14 protein-coding genes are annotated in these 18547 nt (G+C 35.2%); 6 read left to right on the plus strand and 8 right to left on the minus strand.

The window, feature by feature from the left end:
• The first annotated feature begins 2 nt into the window (after positions 1-2).
• From DBR39_RS03575 to DBR39_RS03590, 4 genes are all read left to right on the plus strand, one after another.
• Positions 3-1496 carry a NuoM family protein gene (locus tag DBR39_RS03575; protein ID WP_124530870.1) on the plus strand — a complete coding sequence of 498 codons (1494 nt, stop codon included), beginning with the start codon at positions 3-5 and terminating at the stop codon, positions 1494-1496.
• A gap of 124 nt (positions 1497-1620) precedes the next feature.
• Complete coding sequence (locus tag DBR39_RS03580; RefSeq protein WP_109738746.1) at positions 1621-3000, plus strand: NADH-quinone oxidoreductase subunit N; 1380 nt, start codon at positions 1621-1623, stop codon at positions 2998-3000.
• A 178-nt stretch (positions 3001-3178) separates the two neighbouring features.
• Positions 3179-5233, plus strand: a complete 2055-nt coding sequence (locus tag DBR39_RS03585; protein WP_124530871.1) for a S41 family peptidase — start codon at positions 3179-3181, stop codon at positions 5231-5233.
• Between the two features lie 150 nt (positions 5234-5383).
• Positions 5384-7696, plus strand: coding sequence for a GAF domain-containing protein (locus DBR39_RS03590; RefSeq protein WP_124530872.1), 2313 nt, complete (start codon positions 5384-5386; stop codon positions 7694-7696).
• 32 nt (positions 7697-7728) lie between these two features.
• Here DBR39_RS03590 and DBR39_RS03595 read toward each other — a convergent pair whose 3' ends face one another.
• The 6 genes from DBR39_RS03595 to DBR39_RS03620 form a co-directional block, all read right to left on the minus strand.
• Positions 7729-8316, minus strand: coding sequence for a hypothetical protein (locus DBR39_RS03595; RefSeq protein ID WP_124530873.1), 588 nt, complete (start codon positions 8314-8316; stop codon positions 7729-7731).
• Complete coding sequence (locus DBR39_RS03600; RefSeq protein WP_124530874.1) at positions 8316-8714, minus strand: hypothetical protein; 399 nt, start codon at positions 8712-8714, stop codon at positions 8316-8318. Before DBR39_RS03600 ends, DBR39_RS03595 begins: the two co-directional genes overlap by 1 nt.
• A gap of 316 nt (positions 8715-9030) precedes the next feature.
• Entirely contained in the window at positions 9031-9360 is a 330-nt protein-coding gene (locus DBR39_RS03605; RefSeq protein WP_124530875.1) for a hypothetical protein, read from the minus strand.
• Positions 9361-9404: 44 nt separating this feature from the next.
• A complete protein-coding gene (locus tag DBR39_RS03610) occupies positions 9405-9980 on the minus strand; it encodes a DUF6705 family protein (RefSeq protein ID WP_124530876.1) in 576 nt (191 codons plus the stop codon).
• 44 nt (positions 9981-10024) lie between these two features.
• Complete coding sequence (locus DBR39_RS03615; protein ID WP_124530877.1) at positions 10025-10597, minus strand: DUF6705 family protein; 573 nt, start codon at positions 10595-10597, stop codon at positions 10025-10027.
• An 18-nt stretch (positions 10598-10615) separates the two neighbouring features.
• A complete protein-coding gene (locus tag DBR39_RS03620) occupies positions 10616-12109 on the minus strand; it encodes a hypothetical protein (RefSeq protein WP_124530878.1) in 1494 nt (497 codons plus the stop codon).
• Positions 12110-12225: 116 nt separating this feature from the next.
• Here DBR39_RS03620 and DBR39_RS03625 point away from each other — a divergent pair, with 116 nt between their 5' ends.
• The gene (locus DBR39_RS03625; protein ID WP_185147130.1) at positions 12226-12459 is read left to right on the plus strand and encodes a helix-turn-helix domain-containing protein; all 234 of its coding nucleotides are present in this window, start codon (positions 12226-12228) and stop codon (positions 12457-12459) included.
• Here DBR39_RS03625 and DBR39_RS03630 read toward each other — a convergent pair.
• Together DBR39_RS03630 and DBR39_RS03635 are read right to left on the minus strand one after the other, a co-directional pair.
• Entirely contained in the window at positions 12456-13379 is a 924-nt protein-coding gene (locus DBR39_RS03630) for a bestrophin family protein (protein ID WP_124530880.1), read from the minus strand. The genes DBR39_RS03625 and DBR39_RS03630 overlap by 4 nt on opposite strands.
• Before the next feature lie 21 nt (positions 13380-13400).
• Positions 13401-14576, minus strand: coding sequence for a Pycsar system effector family protein (locus tag DBR39_RS03635; protein WP_124530881.1), 1176 nt, complete (start codon positions 14574-14576; stop codon positions 13401-13403).
• A 26-nt stretch (positions 14577-14602) separates the two neighbouring features.
• On the opposite strand from DBR39_RS03635, the gene DBR39_RS03640 reads away from it, so the two are divergent.
• Entirely contained in the window at positions 14603-18319 is a 3717-nt protein-coding gene (locus DBR39_RS03640; RefSeq protein ID WP_124530882.1) for a metallophosphoesterase, read from the plus strand.
• Positions 18320-18547 lie beyond the last annotated feature (228 nt).

An 18547-nucleotide genomic window follows, 5' to 3' on the forward strand; every position in this document is an offset into this window, starting at 1 on the left:
TAATGTCTTGTTTATTATTAACATTATTACTATTACCCCTAGTAGGTTCGGGATTAGTTTTTGCATGGAAGAGTAATTCCAGCAAATATTTGGCGCTTGGAATTGCATTGATACAAATGCTTGTAACATTCTATATACTTTCGGATTTTGATTTTACTCCGACAGTAGACAGTGTATTGCAGCACGAGATCAATTATCCATGGTCACAATTTATGAAGAGCTCTCTTCACTTCGGTATCGATGGAATGAGTATGCTTCTTTTATTATTGACCAATATTCTGGCTCCAATTATTATTTTATCTTCTTTCAATGAAAATGTAAACTACAGAAATACATTCTACGGATTGATTCTGTTGATGCAGTTCGGTCTTATAGGAGTGTTCACTTCTTTAGACGGATTGTTGTTCTACATTTTCTGGGAAGTAACATTGATTCCAATTTGGTTTATCGCCGGACTTTGGGGACAAGAAAATAAAAGGTTTGAATTCACTACGAAATTCTTCGTATATACATTCGTTGGATCTTTATTTATGTTAATCGGATTGATCTATGTGTACAACCACTCTGCATCATTCGCTTTAACGGATCTATACAATGCACAACTGAACGAAACACAACAGACTGTGGTATTCTGGTTTATCTTCTTTGCATTTGCAGTGAAATTACCGGTATTCCCTTTCCATACCTGGCAGCCTGATACCTATACCTACTCTCCTACTCAAGGATCGATGTTGTTATCCGGGATCATGCTTAAGATGGCAATCTATGGTGTAATGCGTTATTTACTGCCCATCACTCCTCTTCCGATTGCAGGAATTTCAGGACAGATCGTGATCATCCTTGCTATCGTAGGAATTGTTCACGGAGCTTTGATTGCTATTATCCAGACGGATATGAAGAGAATCATTGCCTATTCATCTTTCTCTCACGTAGGACTGATGGTAGCCGGGATCTTTGCTTCTGCAGTAGTTACTCTTAGAGGAACTTTCAATGTAGAAGGAGCAGAAGGAGCTTTGGTACAGACTTTCGCTCACGGGATCAACGTCGTAGGATTATTCTACTGTTGTGATATTTTATACAAGAGATTTAAATCAAGAGACATCAGACAAATGGGTGGTTTAGCTAAAGTAGCTCCTAAATTTGCTGTATTGTTCTTGATCATTATATTAGGTTCAATGGGAGTTCCATTAACTAATGGATTCATCGGGGAATTTATTCTATTAAAGTCAGTATATGATTTTAACGGAACAGCAGCAGTAATTGCTGGTCTTACGGTAATTCTTTGTGCAGTGTATTTATTGAGATTCTACGGAAAAGCAATGTTCGGAGAAGGAGATGCAGCCGTTTTAAGTACAGCAAAAGATTTATCCGGTGTAGAATTTTCTGTATTGGCAAGTTTAGCGGTTTTTGTGATTTTACTTGGTATTTTCCCACAACCGGTAATCGACATGGTGGGTAGTTCGGTGAAGTTTATCTACACAGCAATGGCTAATTAAGAATTTAAAGATTTAAAAATTAAAAAATTAAGAGATTAAGAAGCGTAAAAGAGGAGAGACAGGAGCCTATTGAACCTGAAACTTGCAACTTTAAATTTCTGATCTCACATCTCAAATCTATATTATGAGTGTTTTAATTATTGTTTTCCTAACGGCAGTTATTGCGTTATTTTCAGGAGTTTTCGAACAAGGAAAATTCGCAAGATACATTGGGATTTTAGGATTAATCATCGCATTGTACGTAAGTTTTATGCCTGAATGTGCGTTCTTCGACCATTACAAGCATATGTATGAGTACAGTGACAATACGGCGTTATTCACTAAAATTTCAATCGTAACAACATTATTATTATTCTTCCTGGGAGGTTTTGCATTCAGCAACCACAGAAGCCACCAGTCAGAATTATATGCATTGATGCTATTTGCATTATGTGGAGGGATTATCCTTTTCGGATACCAGAATCTGGTAACGATGTTCCTGGGTATTGAAATCCTTTCTATTCCATTATATGTAATGGCTGGAGCTAACAAAACTGATCTGAGATCAAACGAAGCTTCTATCAAATATTTCCTAATGGGTGCATTTGCAACAGGTTTCTTACTGTTCGGTATTGCGTTCATCTACGGAAGTGCTGGAAGTTTTGATCTGTATAAGATCCATGATTTCGGAGTAGCCAACTCAGGGAATGTAATGTTCATCTTAGGAGTATTACTGATCCTTTGTGCATTGGCATTCAAAGTAGCTTTAGCGCCTTTCCACATGTGGAGCCCTGATGTATATGCAGGTTCTCCATCATTGATCACCGCTTTCATGGCAAGTGTGGTAAAGATCTCTGGATTCTTTGCGCTCTTCAGATTGATGACTCTTGGTTTCGCCGGAGTTACTCATGAATGGATCAATGTTTTAGGAGTATTCTTAATCATTACTTTATTATTGGCAAACGTTATGGGTCTTGCTCAGACGAATGCAAAAAGAATGTTAGCTTACTCTTCAGTTTCTCACGCAGGATATATCGGATTGGTATTCTTCGGAATGACAAGCCTTTCTACGTATAACCTTGCCTTTTACTTATTTGCATATTCTTTATCTACAGTAGGAGTTTTCATGTGTCTGATCTGGGTAGAGAAATTAAAAAGAGAAACCTCTTTCGGAGCCTTCAAAGGATTGGCAAAAACTGAACCTTTATTAGCGACAGCATCAGCGATCTCTATGCTTTCAATGGCGGGAGTACCGTTAACAGCTGGGTTTATGGGGAAATTTGCTTTATTCTCCCAAGCGATGAACGGTGCTGCTTTCTTAGTATTGGTAGCCGTATTAGGTTCTGCCCTATCTATTGCTTACTATTTAAGACTGATCATTTCAATGTTCTTCTTTAAAGAATCTACATTCAAGTCATCAGAAAAAGTAACGCTTACTTACAACATTGTTGCGGTAGTTATCATTGCAGCAATTATCATTCTGGGAATCTTCCCTGACCTTTTTGCAAGAATGTTCGGATTGTAAGATCTGAATTTTAAGATAATAAAAAGCACAACTTTTCAGTTGTGCTTTTTTATTAAAAACAGGGGGCATATATGGATAAAAACAAAAGCTTATATTTGAAAAAACAAAACCAGGAAACTCTGCATATATTTAACTTTTGTCTCTGTTAAATTTGTGTACCACCCTCTTTTAATTGAATATGAAAAACATTTTTTACCTCATATTTTTTACGCTGTTATCAATCTCTTGCCAATCTCAAAATAGTAAAGATTATAATTTCGGGTTTGAATCAAGAACAGGAAATCATCTATTATCTGACGGCTGGTTCAGCTGGGGAAACAACAAGGTAAAAATAGAGACTTCCCTATATCACTCAGGGAAAAAATCGGTAAGTCTTCAATCTGATACGACTGACCATACAGGAGGAATGGCCTATATTCTGATCAACAGTTACCGAGGAAAAGAAGTAACACTCGAAGGCTATATCAAAACAGAAAATGTGGAAAACTCCGCAGGCTTGTTTATAACTTTTGAAGATCAACAGGAAATTCAAATTGAATCAAAAAACATCAAAACTGAAAACCTCAACGGAACTGCAGATTGGAAAAAATACACGGTCACCGCTATTATACCTGAAGCCTCCAATAAAATTATGATGGGTGGATTTCTTAAAGGAAAAGGTAAAGCCTTGTTTGCTCAATTCAAACTTTATATAGACGGAAAGAATATTGAAGAACTTTCACCTCAAGACTTATCCCAATCTCCCGATGAATTCTTTCTCGATTCTCAATTCAGAATTAATAGTCTCAATAAACAACAAATCGATAACCTATATCAGTTGGGGAAAACGTGGGGATATTTGAAGTATCACAGCCCGGAAAATTCAAAAGGAAATCTCAACTGGGATTATGAGCTATTCCGTTTTCTACCCAATATAAATTCTAAAAACTTTGACGCCTTATTATACAGCTGGAGCAGAGCTTTCAGTACCGGTATAAAAACAGATATCAAAGAAAATTATTATATTGATTGGGTTCCGAATGAAGGAAATCCGATATTTAAAAATGAAGAATCCTATCCGCGTATGAAATGGGACGATGACGGGATGAAACTTCTAGCATTATTCCGTTACTGGAATAGCATCAATTATTTCTTCCCTTATAAAGACATCATAGGAAAAAACTGGGATCTTGTTTTGAAAGATTACATTCCGAAAATAGTTCATACCGATGATGAACTCAATTACAAACTGGCATTGCTGGAACTTACTAAAGAGATCAATGACACGCATGCCGGCATTTACGATTTCGGAAGTGTTATTGATGAATTTTACGGCATCAATGAAGCCCCTTTGAAAACCCGATTTATTGGTGATCAGCTGGTCATCACAGACATCAGTAAACAAAATACAGCATCGGGATTTGCCGTTGGAGATATTATCACAGAGATCAACCACAAAAAAGTAAATGATCTTCTGGCTGAAAAAGCAAAATATATACCTGCTTCCAACAAAGCAGCACTTCTCAGAGATATCAGCAGTATCATTCTCAAAACAAATGAAAATGATATTGTCATAACCCTACAACAAAACAATGGAAAATTCTCAGATATCAGTTTACAAACAATTCCCGGTCAGGATCTAATCCTGGAAAAAAGTATTCCGACACACAAAGAACTGGATCATAATATCGGGTATATCTATCCTGCTGTCATCACAAAAGAGGAGATTCATACGGTGATGAAGCAATTCATGAATAAAAAAGGAATTATCATTGATCTCCGATGTTATCCTAAAGAGTTTTCAACCCTTATCCTTTCCGATTATTTTTTTCCTACCTCCAAAGAATTTGCTCAATTTAAAGCAACATCATTACAACATCCCGGAAAATTTGAGGTGAATGGAACTGCAAAAATTGGTAAAACAAACCGTAATTATTACAAAGGTAAAGTCGCTATTCTAGTGGATGAAACGACACAAAGCGCATCAGAATTCATTGTGATGGCCTTACGCACAGCTCCCCAATCTGTCGTGATAGGTTCTCAAACAGCAGGTGCAGACGGAGATGTTTCCAAAATACTTCTTCCTGCCGGAGTAAGCACTTCAATAAGTGGACTGGGAGTATATTACCCCAATGGAAAAGGGACCCAAAGAACAGGTATTTCTATTGATATTCAGGTCAAACAGACCTTAAAATCCATCCGAAATAATGAGGATCCACTAATTGAAAAAGCAGTAGAATTTATTAATCAATAATCCAGTAATCTGTCTTTCCAAAAAACAGCAAAGAATTACAAAATACATTGCTGTTTTTTTCAAAGTATCTGTAAATTATGTACAATAAAATAAAATTTCCACTCTACCCATATTCTGCTTTTTTCATAACTTTACTCTAAATTTCAGCTCTTGGCTAATCTCTACAAAAAAGACTCTCCTTTTCAGGTTTATATATCATTCAAAAAATATTTGGATGTTCTGGAGCATATCCGATATAACGATAGATTGGAATATAGAGTCAATTATGCAGAATCCCTTATCGAGAGTACGAAAAACTTTAAAGAGCTCAGAGAAGGATTCGAGGATACGGCTCTTCTCGAAAAACATGAAGACCTCATCCGATTGCTGCTTGCCGATCTTTTCCCAACCGGTCTTACCAAAAATGAGATCAAAGCGGCAAGTATTCCTCTTTCTAACATCACATTCAATTATACCGAAAGGTTTAAAGATATTCTTAAAGATGCCGGAAAAGACTTCGAAATAGAACTCAGAAATATTTCAGATAATGAATTTTATGTGTTCTGCTGTTGTCTGATTCTTCAGAGCTACTTCAAAAAAGATATTAAAAGTACGATTCCGTTTTATTATGATATCCCCAACAAACAGGGAATCATGAAACATTATAAGATTACAGTCAACTCAGACTTTACGGAAATCACTCCTACAGAAGATGCCAAGATCCCATCTGATGATATTTTGGAGATGCTTCTGGAAAACCTGGATGATTTTAAATTGTGGAAAAAATATTTCCCTTCCCAATCATGGATATTGAAAGGATTCACCATCATTTCACTGGTAGACTGCACCTCTGAAGTCGCACTTTCTGACCTGAAGTCAAGCATGATCGAGATTGATCCTGAAGATTTGAATCCTAATGAAAACCTGACTGAAATTTTCAAATCCTATTTTGATGTCCCGGAACTCAGCTTTGGGCTGATGACCTTCAACAAAAAAGAACAGAAGCTTGATAAACTTCCGATTTACGACAGTCTTCTTACCAATCATATTCTTGATTTCTGGATCAATACTTTTGATGAAGAGACCCGTAAGAGTACGTTTAATAATTTAAATCATAATTCAAAGCCGGTAGTTGTTTCCAATGTAAACAAACTCGATGAAAATGTAAAACAGCTTCCTTCCTTTAGTATTTTAAAGGACAATAACGTCAACAGCTTCATGGTAATTCCTATCATGAAAGATGGAGAGCTCCTTGCTATCATGGAATTTACCTCTCCTATTGCCGGAAGTTTCAACGGTTTAAAACTTAAAAAACTGGAATTTTTCACGGATATGGTTCTTTTCTCTCTGAACAGGTTCTACTTTGAGAAAAATTACCAGATAGAAGCCATTATCCAACGTGAATATACGACGATCCACGACAGTGTAGTCTGGAAGTTCAGAAATGAAGCTGAAAAATACTTCACGGCATCACTCGGAAAAAAAATATATACCTTAAAGCAGATTTCATTTAAAACCCTTACTCCGCTATTTGGTGTTTCAGATATTCGTTCTTCTTCGGAAAAGCGGTATAACCTGATGCTGCAGGATCTCAATCAGCAGATTGAATGGCTTAACGAGATTTTTCTACTCATCAATTCCGATTCGGAAAAATTCCTGCTGGCACTCGATATTTTTGAAAATGAGCTGAATAATGAGATCAAAGCTGATACAGAACAACGCTTCCAGAGATTATTAAGGGAAGAGATTCATCCTTTTCTACAGGGAAAGCTTGAAGTAAGGACTTCCAGAGAAATAAAGGCAAAGATTAAAGATTATTTTTCACATATTTTTGCCCCGACTGACCTGTTTTACAACCATAGAAAAAAACTGGACGACTCTATCACTTTGGTTAATAGAAAGCTTGCCGATATGCTGGATGAAAGCCAGGTAAAAGCGCAGGAAATTTTTCCGCATTACTATGAAAGATTTAAGTCTGATGGTGTGGAACATAACCTGTATATTGGTCCTACGATTGCTCCCGAGCTTCACTATAACTCAAAAGTTGTTCACAAACTGAGATATTGGCAGCTGAAGACCATCTGCAAAATGGAACTTGACTTCCAGTCTTTCAAAAAAGATCTTCCTATACAGCTGGATATTGCCTCACTGATCTTTGTATATAATGAAAAAATAGACATCCGTTTCAGAATGGATGAAAAACGCTTCGATGTAGACGGAGCCTACAATTCTTATTACGAGATCATCAAAAAGCGACTGGATAAAGCTCATGTCAAAGATTCTTCGGAACGCATCACCGCTCCCGGAAAAATTACCATCGTCTATTTTGGAATGGAAAATCAGAAGGAATACCTGGACTACATCTCTAAGCTCCAGAAAAAAGGCGTCTTACAGCATGATGTGGAGTTTCTGAAGGTAGAAGATCTTCAGGGAATTACGGGATTGCTGGCGCTGAGGGTATCTTTTACGCTTCCACAGGAATAGAAAAATCCGGAACATACATCCCGGATGATTATTTATCGTTTATCTTCAATAAAAATACTGATCTCAAACTCCTGTTGTACGGGATATTTATAAACTTTAGCAGAATGCCAGTTATTGAGTTCTTTTGATTGAAATAAACTTACAATTTCTTTCTTTGACACATCATCTGTATACCTTATAAAATCAATTTTTTCAATGTTATTTTGCTTTCCTATTGTTATGCGAAGTTTGTTTTCACCTTTTTGGGTATTTGCATGAATCTTAAATTTTTCAAATAAGATTTTGCGGAAATTATTTATTCCTCCCTTAAAACCAGCATTACTAGGTCCAAATAGTTCTATATCATCAATACAATTCCCACTTGTTTTCTTGCACTTTTCCAGGGATGCTACAGCTTCAGATTTTAATGAATCAATTATTTTTCTTTCTTCTGGTGTAGGTGGAAGTATTTTTATATTCTCTAATGTTGAAATAGAATGAACTAATGATTCTGATTTTACAGAATGTAATACATCATCATTTTTAATAGATCTTTTAGCACTTACAACTCCATTAATATCTTGGGAAGATATTTTGCATAGAAAAAGAATTGAGCAAAGCAAAAATAATTTATTCTTCATTAGCGATAGACTTTTATGTCTTTAATTATTTTACTTCCATAAAAATTCTTTTCTTCATTAGTAAATAACGCATTGTTTAATTCTTGGAAATATCTGGTATTAGATCTTAAAATAGGATCTTCCCATTCTATTGATAAAGTAATCACATTGTGAAAAGAAGCTTCTTTATCACAAAAATTAAAGTCTGTTGAAAAATTGTAATATTTAGTTCTAAAATTTGGGACAGGCCATACCGCCTTAGTCTGAATTTGTTTCATATCATTTAATAGCTTCGAAAAAGGTTTTCCTATGTAACTAGTTTTATTAATTTCAAATTGCTTTAAATAATTCAGTGTATCTAGTTGAGCAAAACTTTTAGCAAATAGACAAAGTGTTATTATTAATAATATTTTTTTCATTGGTGATTATATTAAGAATGATAACAGTAGAAACAAAATAACTTTTTCACCATAAAATTCATTGTAATAATTCTATAAGACTGTTCATTTTTTCTATTGCTTGGTAAAAATTAAATTCTCTGTTTCAGGCAAGTATACTGTAAGATCAGGATTTCCCGGACAATTTTGATCAGTTGTAACAGTACTGTCAGCTTGGTATGTCCAAGAAATTTGGGTATTATTTATTTTTTTCAAGTAAATATCTCCCCAGCCTACACCGCAATTAGTTCCACTGTAAACAAAAATTATTCTATTTTTTGTAGCTTGAGTCTTATAACTATATATATAAATTGGGATTATTTACATTTTGGGTATCTTGTAAGACTTGATTATTTTGATTTTTAGCAATATATTTTATTACTAAAGCATCACGATAAAATTTTTTCCCTCCTCTTTTTGTGGATCTATTTTCCTCTTTTGTTACAAATAAAATAATTTCATTTCCCTGATAAACAGCTTTATAATTTCCTACATACGGAGATAATTCGTTATCCAAATCTTTTACATACCCACCCGAAGGAATATTTTCCATCCAAGTATTTAATGGAAGAGGATTTTGCTGTGCTTTACCAAAAAAAAATGTGAAAAGAAAAAATAAATATTTCATAACAGATATTTGGAAAATAAAACCACAAATTGATTGTTTTATATCTATTGTTTAGTAAAAATTAAACTCTCAGTTATAGGTAAATATACTGTAAGATCAGGACTACCAGGACAATTTTGTTCAGTGGTAACAGTACTATTCGCTTTGTAGGCCCAAGAAATCTGTGTTGCACTAAGTTTTTTCAATAGTATTTTCCCCCAACCTACTCCACAGTTAGTACCACTATAAATGAAAACTACAGAATTTATGTTAGGTTTTGTACCAATGCTATAAATAAAATTATTAGATAATTCATCAGTAGGAAAATTAATAGTAGATGTATTTTGTAAAATGCTGCCTGATGAATTTTTAATTTTAAACTTTATTATGAGGGCATCCTTATAATAAGTTTTTCCAATATCTTTTTCTTCTCTATTTTCTTCTTTAGTAATATATAAAGTAATTTCATTCCCTTGAAAATTAGCTTTATAAATTCCTACGTACGGAGATAATTCGTTATCCAAATCTTTTACATAACCTCCTTGAGGTATATTTTCCATCAAAGTATTTAACGAAAGAGGATGCTGTTGACCTCTACACAAGACAGCAAAAAATAGTAAAAGAAAAAATAAATATTTCATAATAGGTGTTTGGAAATAAAACCATCAAGCTGATGGCTTTATTCTTATTGCTTAGTAAAAATTAAATTCTCCGTTTTAGGCAAGTATACAGTAAGGTCAGGATTTCCAGGACAATTCTGCTCAGTAATAACAGTACTATCAGCTTGGTATGTCCAAGAAATTTGGGTATTATTTATTTTTTTTAAGTAAATATCTCCCCAGCCTACCCCACAATTCGTGCCCGAATAATATAAAATAACTGTATTTTTTGTTGGGCGTGTTCTATAACTATTAATATAAATATTGGGATTATTTATATTTTTAGTATCCTGCAAGATTTGTCCTGCCGTATTCTTAACAATGTATTTTATGATTAATGCATCTCTATAAAATTGTTTACCCGGTCTAATAACTAATTTATTTTCTTGTTTAGTAATAAATAAATAAATTTCTGTTCCTTGATCATTTGCTTTATAGGTACCTTCATATTCATTTAATTCATTAGTTAAATCTTTAATATAAGAATCACTCGGAATATCCTCATAATCTGTATTCAATGGATATATCTGCTGTGCTTTGCAAGACACAATTAATAGAAATGAAAAAGTAGAAATAATTTTAAAATATAATGTTTTCATAATTGTAATTTTATATGTTTATGGACAAGGGATTGAAGCTATAGTTCCATCTGAATTTAAAGTTATCATATTTATCGTACCATTATCATCTATCCTCTGCAATATGATATTATCTTTGTTAATATTCATTTTATCTAAAGTTTCAAAAAGTAATTTTTCTACTCCTGTATGATTCAAAGATGCGCCATCATTATCTGAGTAGGGAGAGCTTGGTAATATTTCACAAAGCTTTTTCTCTTTTTCTCGATAATATTCTTTTAATACCCTCATATCATAGTTTGTACTCGAAATTGTTCCTGCATCTTGTATAGGACCATTATAACGTAAAATATAATGAAAGTATTTTATTCCATTTGGACATGAGGTACAGTTCTCAGAACCTATTACCCCTATAAAAACATCACTTACCGTAGAGCTGCTTCCTGACGTAATAATATTTGTAAAAAGAGATTGTATATCGGGTGGTGAGAATATGTTTATTCCCGCCCCAGGGTGAGAATGATAAAACCCAGCAAATTCCTGCATATCCCCCACATCCCAATGCTGTTTGCCTCCTTCTGTCATATCAGAAGTTGTGCCATCAGCTCTTATTTTGAAGCCAAATTCATTGCCATCAACTATTACTTTTTCTTTCAATTGCTCTATTTTATCTTTTACAGCAGGATTTGTAAGCATCATTTTTGTTTGTTTACAAGGAGGAGTTCTACGAGGTGGCAAATTAGGTATTGTAGGCGTACCATTATTATTTCCACCTGGTCCTCCAAAAGGTCCACCACCGCCACCAGTTCCATCATCTCCCAATGCTGTAGAAGCTGGGAGCACTTTACATCTATGAATAACTACAGTCACCATTTTTGAAGGCTGGTCTGCTTTACAAGGACCTCCTTGTGATTGGGAAGCTTCTCCATTGAAGTGTTGACCTTCACTACAGGAAGTAAAATAAGATTCTTCTATCCATTGACACGAAATATCAGATTTGTTTACTAATCCTCCCCCATTATAGGTCCCTGGGTTTAACTCTTCTACATTGAGTTTCCCTTTTGTATCAACAGAACCATCATTCATCAGGATTTGTTTTTCCTGTGATGTAAAATCATAAGTAATTAAGAGCTCTTTGTAAGTACCATCCGGAAGAATACTCAGAACAAGGTTTTCCAAAGGTGCATTTTCAGGTTCATTGTCCCTTGTGATATGAAAAGTATAACTGTGAACACTAGGGCCTCGTTCTATATAGATCACATCATCTGTATTCACAGAAACTCCGTTGCTGTATTTCACAGCTTTTCCTGAAGCATAAGCTTCGCGGGTTTTCAGTTTCTCATTGACTTTTTTTAGCTCAGGAATAAGGTTGATTTTGTGCTTGCTTTCTTCTAAAGAAATCCTTTTGTAAGTATATCGGAAAGCATTGTAGTCATTTTCCTGCTGGTCGGGGAAATAATCATTCCTGCAGGACCATAAAGTGGCAAATAAGGCTATCAATAAAGACAACCTGAAACTCATTTTTTTTCTCATGTGTTTTTTAATTTTTGTGCGGTTAAATATATAAATTTTTCACAAACGTAAGAATAAAATTTTAAGTAGGCAAATTTGCCTACTTAAAATTTATAGTAAACTACAACCTTTGCTATGTGAAAGATTCGGATCAAATAATACTGAAGAAAATTGGTGAGCGTCTCCAGCAGACACGTGTGCAAAAAAATCTTACACAAAAAGAACTTGCCTTTATGGTAGATGTAGAAATTTCACAGATTACAAGGATAGAAAGAGGGGTTATCAACACATCCATTCTTAGTCTTCTGAGAATTACTGATGTTCTTGAAATTTCAATAAGTGATTTTTTGAAAGATTTAGAAAAATCTTAATCTATAAAATAAGTATCCGGTTTCTTCAATTCTCCCTGAGGAATTGCTGCCTGTTCAAAAATAGAAAATTCTATAGTACGGCAGATGCTGTTCAGGGCAAGATCATTTTCCTCTTCACCAAAAGGTTCACCAATCTCCTGGATAATGGCATCGAGAGCAATAAAGGTATAGCTGATCAACAGAACGATCAAAGGCATCATCCATCCTAAAGAATCTACCAATCCAAAAGGAAGCCAGAAACAATACAGATATACGGTACGATGCAGCAAAACACTGTAAGCAAACGGTAACGGGGTATTGTAAATTCTCTCACATCCCCCGGAAATATTAGAAAACTGATTCAACTGATGATCCATAGAAGTCATCACAATGGTATCTATATTTCCTTTTTTATTCTGCTCGTTGAGCCAGTCGGCAATAAACCCCAGAATAATACTTGGAATAAACTTTTTATCCTTGACCTGCGCCAGTTGTTCCGGAGAAAGCAATCTCTCAAGATGCTCTGTACCGGTTTTATCTCTCAATTGAAAATTCAGCGACCAGGAAAACGCGGAGATCAGTTTAATGATTTTCTGTTTTTCTTCTTTGGCTTCGGGAGAAGAGTCGTTTACTAATGATAAAATCTGCCTTGTCAAAGACCGGGTTTCAATCACAAGTAATCCCCAAAGTTTTCGCCCTTCCCAGAAACGGTCATAACTCGCAGAATTACAGAACCCCATAAAAATGGCAAGTGCCAATCCTATCAACGTAAAAATGGTAGGGTTAAGATGTACTTTATAATCAAAGATTCTCCCTTTAAAAAAATAGATAGCCAAAGAAAACAGCGTGATCATAGTGAGCTGAACTACAATTTTCTTCAACACAGATCCTCTCCATATAAATAGCATTTTCAGCCAATTCGTCCTCTGTCTGACTATCATTTGTGTATATTTTATTTTAAATTAAAGACTAAGGAATGCGATCCCAAAAGACAGAACGGAAATAATAATCCCAGCCATAAAGATCTTATAGGTAATGGATAAAAGCTTGTATTTCCTGTCAAGAACTTTTCCCAGATAGTATAAATCTTTTACCATAGAATCATAAATATAATCTCTGTCTTTGATCAGGTCTTTCATCGCATTATGATAATCATCAAACAACATCTGCTGAAAGTTTCCGAAGAACAGCAGATTCACTTTTCTATTCGCAATATCCTCATTGGTAAACGTAGTTTTTGTCACATTGGGTTTTGTAGACAAGATCGCAAATATAATCGTCAGTACGCTTGATAACAGCAATATGAAGCTTGGAAGAATCAAATGTGAATTTTTAGGAGCATCCAACTTTGGAACCAATACAGAAAGACAAACCGAAATAATAATCGCATTTACTGATAAAAGGATATTGGCTTTACTATCTGCAATATCACTCAGTCTCGTATGATTGTTAAGCGTTACTCTGAATAAAGTATCTACACTTCTGTCTGATTTTTCCTTTTCCTTTTTTCCCTCTGAAACCTCCTTCTTACTCTCTTTTTTATCTTCTTCTTTTTCCAGCTTCTTTTCGATCTTTTTAATGTTCTTCTTTTTCAGGGGTTCCCAGTTTTCTTTGGCATAATCTGTATAAAAAGTATGCTTATTCTTCAGCATATCCAGATTGCCGGCATTCCATTCTTCATTGGAAAAACATCTTACATTGGTCAATTCCCATTCTTTTCTCAAAGCATCGGAAATATCACTGTAATCATGACCTGCAAAATGGCTGAAATCGGCATCTTTTACAATTTTTTCCAGTAAATTCTGAGGTTCATACTGTATTTTCGTAGCCAGAATCAGTTTTTCAACATCTGCAATATAGTTTTCCGGATAATTTTCCTGTTGTAAAAAGGCTTTCATAACCTCTACGCTCCTTTCCTCGTGGTTCAGAGCACATTCTATATACCCGGTATCATGAAACCATAATGCAACGAGTACCTTCTCCTGATCCTCTTCAGAGACAGGAGTATTTTTCATGATTTCCTCTGCCTTATTGACTGTATAGGCAGTATGGATAAAATTATGATAAAAATATACTGAAGATAACTTATCTTTGAATAAGATTTCAACATAATTTTTAGCTTTGTGTAGAATGCTCATTCCTGAATTTTTGTTAATGTAAATTTATGAATTTATCCTTTAAAACTCATCTAAAAAATACTTCTATTGTTCTTCGAACAGTAATGTCCGCAGGAGCCCTTTATTCCTGTGCTACCTATAACGTGCAAAAGGGCAAAAACTTATTTGAAGTAAAAGATTCTGAAATAAAATCTGAAAATGATTTTAAAGTTTTTCTGATTGGTGATGCTGGGAATGCAGATGAACCTCAGGCACAAAAGACTCTGAATTTACTAAAAAGTAAGCTGGACTCTGCCGACAGCAACTCTATGCTGATCTTTCTGGGAGATAATATCTATCCTAACGGGATGCCCAAAGAAACAGATAAAGAGTATGCTTCAGCTAAAGAAAAACTGGAAAATCAGCTTGCCATCACTAAAAACTTCAAAGGAAAAACATTAGTAATTCCCGGAAATCACGACTGGTACAACGGACTGGAAGGATTGAATACCCAGGAAGGGCTGGTAAAAAAATATCTGGACGATAAAAAGGCATTCCTCCCTAAAAACGGATGCCCAATTGACGATATCAACCTATCCAAAGACATCAAACTCATTGCCATTGATTCCGAATGGGTGATTGCCAACTGGGACAATTATCCGGGAATCAACAAAAACTGTAATATTAAAACCCGCGAGGATTTCTTTACCGAGTTTAAAGATCTTATCATTAAAAATCAGGGTAAAAAGATCATTGTAGCTTTACACCATCCTATTATCAGCAGTGGAACGCATGCAGGCTTTAATTCTGCAAAATCTCATCTTTTCCCTTTAAAAAGTAAGGTTCCTGTTCCAGTAGTTGCAAGTGTCATCAATATAGTAAGGAGTTCCTCGGGAGCGAGTCCTGAAGATATTAATAACCAACATTATGCAGATCTGGCTAACAGACTGAAAAGTATCGTTCAGGATAAAGAAAATATTATTTTCGTTTCCGGGCATGATCATAATCTTCAATATCACGAAGACGGAAACTTCAGACAAATCATCAGTGGTGCAGGTTCTAAAACAGATCCTTCTACCATTGTTGAAAAAACTGACTTCTCTTACGGGGGAAGCGGTTTTGCAGTTCTAAATTTCAGAAAAGACGAAAGTACAGATGTTGAGTATTTTTCAACAAAAGAGGCACAGCTTAAAAAACTGACTCATATTTCAGTCATTTCCAAACCGGATGCATTTGTCAATAATTTTCCAAATTCTTTTCCGGCGACCTTCTCTTCAACCATTTACCCGGTACAGCTTACCGAAAAAAGGAAGTTTTACCGCTGGCTTTGGGGAGATCATTACAGAAGGTATTATGGAATTCCAATTGAAGCTCCAACAGCCAATCTTTCAGAATTGAACGGAGGATATATTCCTTTCAGAGAAGGAGGAGGAAACCAGTCCAACAGTTTACGATTAAAGTCAGCAGACGGACAGGAGTTTGTGATGCGTGGCGTGAAAAAAAGTGCTATCCGTTTCCTTAATAATATGGCTTTCCAAAAAAGTACATTAGGAGAAGAGCTTGCAGATACTTTCCCTGAAAAATTCCTGCTTGATTTTTATACGACCAACCATCCTTTTACTCCGTTTACTATTGGGAATATGTCAGAAAAACTGAATATTCTGCACAGTAATCCCAAATTATATTATATCCCAAAACAGCATGCTTTGGGGAGATATAATGAGAACTATGGAGATGAAATGTACATGATTGAAGAACGTTTTTCTTCTGATCCGAAAACATTGGCCTATCTCGACAATGCAAAAGACATCGTTTCCACAGATGATGTATTGAAAAACCTCAACAAAAGCAATAAATATTCTGTTGACAGAGAATCTTATATCAGAGCAAGATTATTTGATATGCTTATCGGTGACTGGGACAGACACTCAGATCAGTGGAAATGGGCAGAATATGAAGTGGGCGACAAAGTTGTCTATAAACCGATTCCTAAAGACAGGGATCAGGCCTTCAGTAGATATGACGGGGCTGCATTTAAAGTGATTATGAATGTTCCGGCCATCCGCCATATGAAAACCTTTACAGAAGACATCAGCAGTGTAAAATGGCTGGCTATGGAACCCTATCCTATGGATTTGGTTTTCTTAAAAGGAGCTGACCAGCAAGAATGGGAAACACAGGCAAAATATATTCAGGAGCATCTTACCGATGCGGATATTGATGATGCTTTCCATAATCTTCCGAAAGAAGTACAGGATGATACCATCGCTGAAATCCAGCGAAAACTGAAAATAAGAAAAACAAAACTCCAGAGTTATGCCACTCAGTATTATGATGTATTGCAGAAAAAAGTTCCTCTGGCAGGCACTGTAAATCCGGATAAATTTGTCATCACCAAAAACGGACATTCTGTTCTTGTACAGCAATACAAACTGGGTAAGAATAAAGATAAGAATGAGCTTGTTTTTGAAAAGACCTATCACGATTCAAAAACAAAAGAACTGTGGATCTACGGGCTGGAAGATGATGATATCTATGAAGTAAACGGAACAGGAAGTCCTAAAATGACGATCAGACTGATCGGTGGATATAATCATGATACGTATACTATTGGTGACGGAAGAAAAGTAAAGATTTATGATTTTAAATCTCAGAAGAATACTTACAATGCCAGCAATGCAACCAAAAACATTACTGACGACTACGACATCAACAGCTATAATTATAAGCATCCGAAATACAATTCATTTGCCGGTTATCCAAATTTAGACTACAACCCTGATGATGGTGTTATTGTAGGAGTTTTGGCTAATTATACCGTTAATAATTTTATCCGCGATCCTTTTACTCAAAGACACAGCTTAAAAGCCAATTTTTATACGGCTACAGCAGGATTCAGTCTTACATATAAAGGAGTATTCAAAAAAGCAATCTCAGGATGGGATATCAATCTGGATGCATTTTATACGACGCCAAGATTTTCTCAAAACTTCTTTGGACTTTCCAATGAAAGTGAGTACGACAAAGAAGATACGGAAAGAGAATACAACAGAGCCAGAATTTCTAAGTTCAACTTTGCTCCTTCCATCTCTCAGAAGAGCTGGATGAATCTCAGTCATCAGTTTCAATTGACTTTTGAGGATAATAAAGTACAGAGAAAAGCCGACCGTTTCATCAACCAGTCACCGGACGTAAGACCGGGGGTATTTAACAGCCAGCAGTTTGTAGGAGCTAATTATACTTTTGGCTATAAAAATGCTGATAATGTAGCCTTCCCTACCCTTGGGCTGGAATTCATGGTTAATGCCGACTGGAAAGCTACTCTTTCTGATTTTAATAAAAATTTCGTGACTGTAAAAGGAAAACTTGCTGTTGATCATAGAATTGATAAAAAAGGAAAATTTGTATTTGCAAACTCCAGCAATGTCATGTGGATCAATAATAATAATTTTGAATTTTATCAGGCGGCAACTATTGGTGGCAATAATGGTATGAGGGCTTTCAGAAACGAAAGGTTCTCCGGAAGATCATACTTTATCAATAACTCGGAAATTCGCTGGGATTTCGGAAGGGTAAGAAATAATATTGCTCCGGCTAATATGGGAATCCTTATTGGGTATGATGTCGGCCGTGTATGGAATGACGGTGAAAATTCCAGAAAATGGCATCAATCTGCAGGTGCTGGGGTTTGGCTGAGTATCGTAGAAATGGTGTCTGCAAGGCTTAATTATTTCTATGGTTCAGATGGCGGAAGGGTGTCTGCAGGGGTAGGAATGAAATTTTAAATCCTACCGGGAAAGAAAAAATAAGTCTAATTTCCTCAGATCAAAATACCATTTAAAAACAATCACAAAATACTGATAAGCACAACATTAAATCAACAAAAATTGTATATCTAAAAAAATATCAATTTAAATTAAATTTAATAATTCCAATTTTCAGCTCACATTTCTCATCAATAAAACAAATATGGCCTTTATCTAAAGGCCATATTTTCAGCTATATAGTCAAAA

It is taken from the genome of Chryseobacterium sp. KBW03, from assembly GCF_003852415.1.
GTDB classification, from domain to species: domain Bacteria; phylum Bacteroidota; class Bacteroidia; order Flavobacteriales; family Weeksellaceae; genus Chryseobacterium; species Chryseobacterium viscerum.